This window comes from Desulfatiglans anilini DSM 4660 (genome assembly GCF_000422285.1).
Taxonomy (GTDB): domain Bacteria; phylum Desulfobacterota; class DSM-4660; order Desulfatiglandales; family Desulfatiglandaceae; genus Desulfatiglans; species Desulfatiglans anilini.
Genome location: NZ_AULM01000071.1, coordinates 1 through 8,914 on the forward strand (window position 1 = coordinate 1; position 8,914 = coordinate 8,914).

General features: G+C 49.5%; 12 protein-coding genes and 2 pseudogenes. 8 read left to right on the forward strand and 6 right to left on the reverse strand.

The features are described from left to right. Positions 1-335 (reverse strand): annotated as a pseudogene (locus tag H567_RS26345) (IS1634 family transposase); the annotation flags it as partial. 254 nt (positions 336-589) lie between these two features. Between H567_RS26345 and H567_RS0120530 the strand changes: the two are divergent. Further along, positions 590-1,699, forward strand: a complete 1,110-nt coding sequence (locus tag H567_RS0120530; RefSeq protein WP_028322832.1) for a glycosyltransferase family 4 protein — start codon at positions 590-592, stop codon at positions 1,697-1,699. A gap of 133 nt (positions 1,700-1,832) precedes the next feature. Here H567_RS0120530 and H567_RS0120535 read toward each other — a convergent pair whose 3' ends face one another. Continuing rightward, the gene (locus tag H567_RS0120535) at positions 1,833-2,126 is read right to left on the reverse strand and encodes an IS66 family transposase (RefSeq protein WP_028322833.1); all 294 of its coding nucleotides are present in this window, start codon (positions 2,124-2,126) and stop codon (positions 1,833-1,835) included. Further along, the gene (tnpA, locus tag H567_RS30335; RefSeq protein ID WP_435051125.1) at positions 2,030-2,407 is read right to left on the reverse strand and encodes an IS66 family insertion sequence element accessory protein TnpA; all 378 of its coding nucleotides are present in this window, start codon (positions 2,405-2,407) and stop codon (positions 2,030-2,032) included. The genes H567_RS0120535 and tnpA (H567_RS30335) overlap by 97 nt, the downstream gene beginning before the upstream one ends. A gap of 186 nt (positions 2,408-2,593) precedes the next feature. Between tnpA (H567_RS30335) and H567_RS28830 the strand changes: the two genes are divergently transcribed. The 7 genes from H567_RS28830 to H567_RS0120570 all read left to right on the forward strand — a co-directional run bounded on the left by H567_RS28830 (position 2,594) and on the right by H567_RS0120570 (position 7,550). Next, on the forward strand, positions 2,594-3,388 hold the full coding sequence (locus H567_RS28830; protein ID WP_153306305.1) for a hypothetical protein: 795 nt from the start codon (positions 2,594-2,596) through the stop codon (positions 3,386-3,388). Between the two features lie 30 nt (positions 3,389-3,418). Further along, the gene (locus tag H567_RS0120550) at positions 3,419-4,063 is read left to right on the forward strand and encodes a sugar transferase (RefSeq protein ID WP_084517667.1); all 645 of its coding nucleotides are present in this window, start codon (positions 3,419-3,421) and stop codon (positions 4,061-4,063) included. Positions 4,064-4,376: 313 nt separating this feature from the next. Then, positions 4,377-4,460, forward strand: a complete 84-nt coding sequence (locus H567_RS30195; protein WP_353743107.1) for a hypothetical protein — start codon at positions 4,377-4,379, stop codon at positions 4,458-4,460. Between the two features lie 41 nt (positions 4,461-4,501). Beyond that, positions 4,502-4,594, forward strand: coding sequence for a hypothetical protein (locus H567_RS30360; protein WP_208598441.1), 93 nt, complete (start codon positions 4,502-4,504; stop codon positions 4,592-4,594). A gap of 58 nt (positions 4,595-4,652) precedes the next feature. Further along, on the forward strand, positions 4,653-5,672 hold the full coding sequence (locus H567_RS26350) for an ATP-grasp domain-containing protein (protein ID WP_161626668.1): 1,020 nt from the start codon (positions 4,653-4,655) through the stop codon (positions 5,670-5,672). Then, a complete protein-coding gene (locus H567_RS0120565; RefSeq protein WP_161626669.1) occupies positions 5,653-6,345 on the forward strand; it encodes an HAD family hydrolase in 693 nt (230 codons plus the stop codon). The genes H567_RS26350 and H567_RS0120565 overlap by 20 nt, the downstream gene beginning before the upstream one ends. 2 nt (positions 6,346-6,347) lie before the next feature. Then, complete coding sequence (locus H567_RS0120570) at positions 6,348-7,550, forward strand: DegT/DnrJ/EryC1/StrS family aminotransferase (protein ID WP_028322838.1); 1,203 nt, start codon at positions 6,348-6,350, stop codon at positions 7,548-7,550. A 178-nt stretch (positions 7,551-7,728) separates the two neighbouring features. On the opposite strand, the gene H567_RS28840 is transcribed toward H567_RS0120570, so the two are convergent. The 3 genes and pseudogenes from H567_RS28840 to H567_RS28845 all read right to left on the reverse strand — a co-directional run. Next, positions 7,729-7,923 (reverse strand): hypothetical protein, encoded by a 195-nt coding sequence (locus H567_RS28840; RefSeq protein ID WP_153306306.1) that lies wholly within the window; start codon positions 7,921-7,923, stop codon positions 7,729-7,731. 11 nt (positions 7,924-7,934) lie between these two features. Beyond that, the gene (gene tnpA / locus H567_RS30340) at positions 7,935-8,261 is read right to left on the reverse strand and encodes an IS66 family insertion sequence element accessory protein TnpA (RefSeq protein WP_435051126.1); all 327 of its coding nucleotides are present in this window, start codon (positions 8,259-8,261) and stop codon (positions 7,935-7,937) included. A gap of 118 nt (positions 8,262-8,379) precedes the next feature. Next, positions 8,380-8,914 (reverse strand): annotated as a pseudogene (locus tag H567_RS28845) (hypothetical protein); the annotation flags it as partial.

The window sequence follows — 8,914 nt, forward strand, 5'->3', positions numbered from 1 at the left end:
CTCATGGGGGCAATGGCGCGATTGATCACGGCATAAAGCATCAGTTCCCCGGTGGAAGGCCCCTGCCTCTTCCTTTTTGCAGGGACGACGTCGTCGACAATGCCGGCGAGGTCCAAAGGCTTGTCGATTTCAAGCAGGGCAAAAAGCGATCCGAACTCTTTGGAGGAAATCCGGCTGGGGAACCCACTCTCTTTGGCCATAAAGACCAAGAGGATTTTGTCGGCAGAGCCGAGATAAACCTGGTTGACAACGGTGGGTTTGCCATCGATGCGTTGGGTCTCACGCACGTAGTAGTAGGCGTTGCCTTTCTTGATTTTCTTGTGGAGGTGCGCCATAGCACCCACTATATAGAGTAGGGCCCTACATGTCAAGAGAAATATCCTTGATGGCTATATATGCTGCATTTTGAAAGGCGTTTTTTCGGCACACAGTAGGGTCCTACAGATAAAAAAACAGCTAACATATTGATATCAAAAATAATCAGGCGGTTTCTGCTCGCTTATTTGTAAAGTCGAGTTTGACGCAAAATGCGCTATTCCCGCGGGCATTATATTCTTCCATTTTAAATAAACCTCTTACGAGAATTTATATGCGCATAATGATCATTGGCGGAGTTGCTCGATCACTTATCAATTTTCGGGGCCCGCTTTTGAAAACTTTAATAATGAGAGGGCATGAGATTATTGCTTGTGCATCTGAGACAACTCCAGAAATTCGCCAAAAACTAGCCAGCGTGCCTATACGCTATTATCAGTTGCCCACCAATAGAACCAGTATATCTCCTCTTCACGACCTGAGGACATTACTTATTTTGAGAAAAATCATTCAAACGGAATCGCCTGACTGTATCCTTTCCTATACAGCTAAAGCTGTGATTTATTCGCACATAGCTGCAAGGGGTTGTAACAGTACTGAGGTTTACGGTATGATCACAGGACTCGGCTATCCGTTTGGAAACAGATCTGTAAAACAAAAAATTATCGGAATTTTGATCCGTCACCTATACAGAATTGCTCTTATAAACAGTTCTGGTGTTTTCTTTCAAAACCAGGACGACAAAAATACTTTCAAAACTCAAGGGCTTTTACCAAAACATGTTTTGGTAACTGTAATCAATGGTTCTGGTGTTGATTTGAATAGGTATCCTCCTGAGCCTTTGCCCGAAGAGCCTGTGTTTTTGCTTGTGGCAAGACTTTTAATCGAAAAAGGAATACGAGAATATTATCAGGCTGCCGTAAGAATCAAAAAGAAGCATCCACACGCTAAGTTTCTATTGGCTGGAGCATTGGACTCTAACCCTGGCAGCATAAGCCAAGAAGAGCTAAAAAAATGGCAGGATAAGAAGATAATTTCATATTTAGGTTGGATCGACGATATACGCCAAGCTTTTTCAAAATGCCGAATCTACGTATTGCCTTCTTACAGAGAAGGAACTCCACGTTCTATATTGGAAGCCATGGCCATGGGAAGACCAATTATCACGACCGATACCCCTGGATGCCGAGAAACTGTTCAAGCCAATAAGAATGGGTTTCTTGTGCCAGTTCGGAATGTTGAAAAACTTGAAAAGGCAATGGAGCAATTTATTCTTCATCCAGAACTAGCTGAACAAATGGGAAAATTTAGCCTTCGAATAGCAAATCAGAAATACGATGTCCATAAAGTGAATCGTGTCATTATGGAGACAATGAAAGTTTAGCGGTATGAGGTGGACCCAGCTGTCCGGGGTGTTTGATTCGGTATAGGATTCAATCACCGTCTGTGTCAGAGTGGGAAACCGGAGCGTTGATGTTCTTTGAAATTTGAGATTGGCAACAGTGACCCGGATGGGTTCAGGTTATACCTCTGTAGAAGTACCCTACAGCTGCCATCGGCTTTGCTAACGGGTGCCACTGATCCGGGAGAAGCTCTCGGAGGCTGTTGACCGGATGGTTCCGTTTGGAGGTCTTCGCTTTGGCTTCCCGAGCTAGGCTGCTCTCGGGCAGTTCCACCAGGGGCTCACGGACACAAGGCTGATCGGATACATCCATCAGCAGGGACTCGAACATGAACTGATCGGGGTGGCTTTTTTCGGAACGCCGTCCATAGACCCGGCGCAGAAGTTTCTCGACCTGATCCTGGAGCATACTCCCCGACCGATTCTGGTAAGAGTTTCGATGATCGAAAGGAGCGTCGGCGGGTGGAACCCTTGGGGCACTTCAACCCAGAGCTGGTCTCCCACATGGATCCGGATCAGGGCGTTCCCTTCATCCTTGGCGGGAAACAGCTCAATAAATGCTCCGGGTTTCTGCTGTTGGCGGATGCCGGCTTTCAAGCGGCGGCGCCAGGCATAAAACTGATAGATGCTGATTTTACGCTCGGCGCAAAAGGCCTTGATGGTCTGCCCACTCGCAGCCTGCGCCTGCATGATCCTGCTCCTATGCACCCGGCGATCTACTTGTGTCACGGGGAATCCTCCCCTGCATCTGATATGGCGGCTGCTCGGCCGCTCTGTTTAGAAACGGAGGATACCCCAGATCCGCTCGGTCAGAAAGATGGGCTGGCCTGACGCTTACGATGTGGAATGTCTGAAAACGAAAGGAATGTGCAATAAATGCACCCTGAAGAAAATAAGTTAAAACAGTTTTTAGTTAAAACGCCGTTATATTTTCCTCTGCTGAGATTGCGATCAATCTATGAGTATAGGGCAGTGAAAATGGTCAATAGACTTTGCCATAGCATCGAGCCGAGAACAGCTTACTGCATAAGTCCCTACAAAACAGGAACTACTTATCTGTCAGGCATGTTTAAAGATGTGTGCAGAGTCGCTCACGAACCACTACATTATACAACTTTAAGGCATATCGAAAACAATGATTTCCTATCAAAGCGGAAACGTTTTCTAAATCTTGAGATCGAGTGTTCCGGGTTTTTCGCAGGCAGGTTGAGCCAAGTGCGTGAATTTGCGCCTAACGCACCTATTTTGATGATGTCACGACCACCGGAAATTTGGATTGCTTCTGTCATAAACTACTTTACAAGTTTGAGTGAACGTGTGTCTTACAACTATGTAGCAAGATTGTTTTTAGATCCTATTTGTGGTCAACGTGTGGAAGATTTCTACGACTTGAATCCACTTAAACAGACCAGAATTGTGATTGCCTTGCTAGAATACTGGATTAGAGTATACAAGGAGGGCATGAGGGATCATAACACTCGTATTATTCCTCTGGAAAAAATTGATAAGCACACCGATGAAATTGAGGCATTCCTGGGATATAAGAGCAATCCATCAAGAGATCCGAAATGGAAGCGTGTGAACCCAAAAAAAAGATTTTTCTGTTTGCGTGATCATATTGATGTAAAACGATACGAACAGGATGTAAATGAGATAGGCTACGTGATGTAGCATAGATGCTGAAAGGGATTCTAGAAATTAATGGCGCTATCGAGATTTAAAGAATCAACCGATTCCCAGCGAAAGATCTGCCAGAATTCTGGAAAACGGATATTGGATTTGGGCATTGCTTTTTCTGCACTAGTTGTGCTTTTTCCCCTAATGATATGCATTGCTTTGCTTGTAAAAGCAAAACTGGGACATCCCATTCTATTTCGACAGTTGCGGCCAGGATTAGAAGGAAGGCCTTTCACGGTCTATAAGTTTCGGTCCATGAATGAGGCAAAGTACCCTGACGGACGATTACTCCCGGATGAAAATCGCCAGACAAGGATAGGGAGCTTCTTGCGGGCCACGTCCCTCGACGAACTGCCTGCGCTGTGGAACGTCATCAAGGGCGACATGAGCCTAGTGGGCCCCAGGCCACTCCTCATGCGGTACCTGGATCGGTACTCCCCCGAACAGGCCCGAAGACACGAGTTGAAGCCAGGCATCACCGGCTGGGCTCAGGTGAATGGCCGAAATGCTTTGAGTTGGGAGGAAAAATTCAAACTTGATGTGTGGTACGTAGATCACCGGTCCCTTGGGCTTGACTTAAAGATCCTTTTTATGACCATAGCCAAGGTAGTGCGCAGAGAAGGCATCAGCCACCCGGGGCAGGCGACGATGGACGAGTTCAGCGGATAAAGATCAGGAGGGAAGAAAGCGAAGGTAGAGCGCGTGTGTAGGGGATGCAGATCAGGTCGGTGAAGAACCTAGAGTTTATTCATAAATAATCACCGATTTTCGCGGTGCGATTAGTCCTAATAGATTGCGGGCACAAGGCTGAACACCTTATACGTAAATTCCAGTATTAGACATAAGACGATGCTGGACACAAGGGATGAGGATGGAAATCGGCTGCCGGAGTAAAAGCGCTTACAAGGTTTGAACAGATCCTCCGCTCTACCCTATGAGTTTTGACGAACTCTCCGAACTCTGGAATGTTCTGAGAGGCGACATGAGTCTTGTGGGGCCAAGGCCCCTGTTGATGCAATATCTCAACCGGTACACAGCCGAACAGGCGTGGCGGCATGAGGTTTGACCGGGGACCCCCGGCTGGCGCAAGCAAACGGCCGCAATGCCTTGACATGGGAACAAAAGTTCAAACTGCACCTGCAGTACATAAGTAGTTTCTCTCTCTGGCTTGGTATCGGGATCATCGCCCTCACCATTTAGAAAGCCGTCAAGCGCGAAAGAATCACCCAGATCGGACATGCAACGATGGAGGAATTTCTTGGGAACTCTACCAGATAGGTCACTTGCACCTACGGTCTTGTTTACCAGCGTCGGCAGGAGAGTGGAGCTACTGCGGGCGTTTCGTCAAGCTTATAAGACTCTTGGATTCAAAAGCCGGATTGTTGCAGTCGACATCGACTCCTTGGCGCCTGCTTTGAAAGAAGCAGATATTTCATACATCATCCCGCGCTTGAGCGCTCCAGACTTTTTAGCCACCTTATTGGATATCTGCCGTCGTGATCGTGTTCGGTTGATTCTCCCCTTAATAGACCCCGACATTCCTGTGCTGGCAACTCACCAGCAAACGATTGAGGCTACAGGCGCTCGCGTTGCGGTAGTGTCTAAGAAAGCCTCTAAAATTGCGGACGACAAGTGGTTAACAACGAATTTTTTCCGCAGTCTGGGCCTCGACACACCACGTTCTTGGCTCCCTGATCAGACTTTATGTACAAGTCTCGACTACCCCGTGTTCATAAAACCACGCAGCGGAAGCGCAGCAAAGAACACTTTCAAGGTACATAACAATGACGAACTCAAATTTTTCTCAAGGTATCTTCCGAGTCCCATAATACAAGAATACTTACCTGGCCCAGAGATCACTAGCGATGTGATTTGCGATTTAAGTGGCGATGTACTCGGAGTCGCCTCGCGAAAGCGGATTGAAGTCCGTTGGGGGGAAGTCGCAAAGGGAGTAACTATTCACAATGGTGCTATTATTGAAGCCTGTATCAAAATCGCAAAAGCATTACCTGCGGTCGGCCCCATTACCGTGCAATGCATGATGAAATCTGGAGTACCTCACTTTACTGAGATAAACGCCCGATTAGGGGGGGGTATCCCTTTAGGAATCGCTGCAGGTGTCAATGCCCCATTATGGCTTCTTGCTCGCTTGGCAGGCATCCAGATAAACATTCCAAAGGTGGGTAGTTACAAGACAGGTCTTTTTATGACCCGGTTTGATCAATCCTTTTTCTTAAGCAAGGAAGATCATGCCTCTCTTGAGAGCTGTAATTTTTGATTTGGACGATACCCTTTACCCCGAGCAGGAATTCGTTCTAAGCGGGTTCCGTTCAGTATCCAAATGGGCGCAGGTACATCTTAACATACCTGAAAGAGAAAGTTTCCGTATATTAACGCAACTATTTTCGGAAGGCGTTCGAGGCGACACATTTAACCGCTGGCTCGAAATTCATGGTAGGAGCCAAGAAATTATTCCTAGCTTGCTCCGCGTTTACCGCGAGCACAAACCCTGTATAAAACCCTTCCCCGAAGTTACTAATATACTTTCTGATTTAAGAAAAAACTACCAGATAGGCCTTCTGAGCGATGGTTATTTTAGCGTCCAACAGGCCAAGCTTCTGAGTCTGGGCTTATCCGATTTTTTCGATGTAATACTATTTACAGACGAATTAGGGAGAGCTAATTGGAAACCCAGCATCACTCCATTCAGAGAAATAAGTCGACGCCTAGGCTTGGACAATCCCGTTCAGGCTGTTTATGTAGGTGACAACCCTGTTAAGGATTTTTTTGGGGCCAAGCAGATAGGAATGGGCACCATTTGGATAAAGCGGGATAAAGGTGAATATGTTCACATGCAACCTCCAACTGCGGATCACCAGCCAATGTTTGAATTAAACAGCCTTGCTAATCTCCCTGCATTACTCGCAACGATGTTGGACGGTGACAGGTAGCCATGCCACATAAGCGGATCTTTCTCTCCCCTCCCCACATGAGCGGCCTAGAGAGCGGCTTGATCGAGCAGGCCTTCGAAAGCAATTATATCGCGCCACTCGGCCCCATGGTTGACGCCTTCGAGCAAGAGTTCAGCCAGTACACCGGGATCAGGCACTGCTTGGCAGTCTCGAGCGGTACGGCGGCCATGCACTTGGCTCTGCACCACCTCGGCGTGGGGCCCGGGGATGAAGTCTTCGCCTCTTCCCTGACCTTCATCGGGAGCGTCTCCCCCATCCTCTTCGAGGGTGCCACCCCGGTCTTCATCGATTCCGACCGCCGGTCCTGGAACATGGACCCTGCCCTTCTGGCTTCTGAACTCGAGCGATGCGCCAGCGCTGGGAAACTCCCCAAGGCGGTTGTCCCCACTGATCTCTACGGGCAGTGCTGCAACTATGGTGAAATCTACACGGTGTGCCGCAGATTCGGCGTCCCCGTCATTGTCGACGCGGCTGAGGCACTTGGGGCGCGCTTCACTTGCGCCCGTGTCGTAGAAGATTTAGCAGAAAGACAAATTCACGCCGGCAGAGGTGCGCATGCCGCTGTCTTCTCTTTCAACGGGAACAAGATCATCACGACATCGGGCGGGGGCATGCTGGCTTCCGATGACGAGGAACTCATCTGCCACGCGCGGGGCCTGGCCCAGCAGGCACGCATCCCTCAGGCCCACTACGAACATACCGAGATCGGCTTCAACTACCGCATGAGCAACATCCTGGCCGCCATCGGCCGTGCGCAGCTCCAGGTGATCGATCAACGGGTAGCGCGCCGGCGGGAGATCTTCGATTACTACCAGGGCGCGCTCGGCGGCCTTCCCGGCCTCGAATTAATGCCGGAGGCAGATTACGGGAAAGCCAACCGCTGGTTGACGGTGATCCTCATTACGCCGGACATCTTCGGTGCCGATCGCGAGCAGATACGGTTGGCGCTTGAGGCGGAGAACATCGAATCCCGACCGGTGTGGAAACCTATGCATCTGCAGCCGGTTTTCATCTGCATCGGGGCATCCCTGCCCCAGGAAAAGAAACAGTACATTGCCCGCGCAGTCGGCGGGCAGGTCTCGGAGGATCTTTTCGCGCGTGGATTGTGCCTCCCCTCCGGAACCGCGATGACGGAAGGAGATCTCGATCGCGTCATCGCCGTCATCCGCAATCTCTCCAAATAGCTCCTTTTCAAACACCTCACAGGCTGTTTAGAAAAACCTATCCATGCCACAAAACATGCTTGATCTTGTCGCCAAGGCACGCGCCAACTTCATGAAAGTCGCCCGGCTGGTGCGCACCCTCGCCACCATCGAGCAGGAACTGGTGGATTGTGTCCTTTCGGTGGGCGTAAGGAAAGCCTCAGTCTGCGGCATACTTTGGAGATAATATATATGTTCTGCATTGCTGCACCTCAGCGTCCCACAGCTCCTGTGGTATCAGCGCGCGCTTCTTGCGGCGGTGCCGGCGCCAATTGGCAAAGCGGCGTTCGACCTCGACGAGATCGTGCTGGGAGAAGCTACTGTGCGGGATAGGGTTCCTCGAAGTGGTTTCCATCGCCATCCTCCTTATATAATCCAAATGGGATGGCGCCAACTTATAACATCCCGACCCCGCGTGTTAAGCACGCTTGCCAGATGGATAAAACCCTTAGAAACCTTCAACCCAGAGGCGGTCTCCCAAATGGATTCGGATTGGGGCGTTCTCTTCATCCTTATCGGGAAACACAGTTCAAGAAATCCTCCGGGTTTCTGTTGGCAGCGGATGCTGGCTTTAAAGCGGCAGCGCCAAGCATAAAACTGATAGATGCGGATTTTACGCTCGGCGCAAAAGGCCTTGATGGCCTGACCACTTGCAGCTTGGGGGCATGATCCTGCTCCAATGCGCCCGACGATCTGCTTGGCTCATGAGGACTCCTCCTCTGCATCTGTTATGGCGGCGCTTCAGCCGCAGGGCTCAGAAAGGGAAGATACTCGGGATCTGCTTGATTAAAAAGATGGAGAGCTCTGACGCTTACCCGAAAACCTCTGATTCCTGAATATCACGAACACCCCATATAAGTGTCTGGGAATATGTGTTGCGCACCGTCAGTACATTTGCAGCACTGTCGCTGACATAGCTGTCCGGAAGCGTGATGTATGTAACCCCGCCCCAACTGTCGTTTACTGTCCGCTGTGCATACCCTACCGATTGACCATTGATCAGAATTTCGATCTCATCCCCGAAGTCGACATCATAAAACTCACACTCGATTACCACATCGCCTGTTCTTCCGCTAAACCAGAAATCCACCGATGATTGGTTCATCAAAACTCCGGGGGCCTTATAACCATACGCTCCTGCTGCTGGTAGCTCAACAGCTCCCAGAGGAACACCGAAAACCTCCGATTCCTGAATATCACGAACACCCCATATAAATGTCTGAGAATATGCGTTGCGCACCGTCAATACGTTTGCAGCACTGTCGCTCACATAGCAATCTAGAAGCGTTATATATATAATCCCGCCCCAGCTGTTGTTTACCGTCCGTGGCGCATACCCTACCGAT

What these genes read in the sequence shown, in the direction of transcription:
- H567_RS0120530 (WP_028322832.1), top strand. Translation starts at nt 590, where the DNA reads ATGCGCATAATGATCATTGGCGGAGTTGCTCGATCACTTATCAATTTT.
- H567_RS0120535 (WP_028322833.1), bottom strand. Translation starts at nt 2,126, where the DNA reads ATGCTCCAGGATCAGGTCGAGAAACTTCTGCGCCGGGTCTATGGACGG.
- tnpA (WP_435051125.1), bottom strand. Translation starts at nt 2,407, where the DNA reads ATGCAGGCGCAGGCTGCGAGTGGGCAGACCATCAAGGCCTTTTGCGCC.
- H567_RS28830 (WP_153306305.1), top strand. Translation starts at nt 2,594, where the DNA reads ATGCACCCTGAAGAAAATAAGTTAAAACAGTTTTTAGTTAAAACGCCG.
- H567_RS0120550 (WP_084517667.1), top strand. Translation starts at nt 3,419, where the DNA reads ATGGCGCTATCGAGATTTAAAGAATCAACCGATTCCCAGCGAAAGATC.
- H567_RS30195 (WP_353743107.1), top strand. Translation starts at nt 4,377, where the DNA reads ATGAGTCTTGTGGGGCCAAGGCCCCTGTTGATGCAATATCTCAACCGG.
- H567_RS0120570 (WP_028322838.1), top strand. Translation starts at nt 6,348, where the DNA reads ATGCCACATAAGCGGATCTTTCTCTCCCCTCCCCACATGAGCGGCCTA.
- H567_RS28840 (WP_153306306.1), bottom strand. Translation starts at nt 7,923, where the DNA reads ATGGAAACCACTTCGAGGAACCCTATCCCGCACAGTAGCTTCTCCCAG.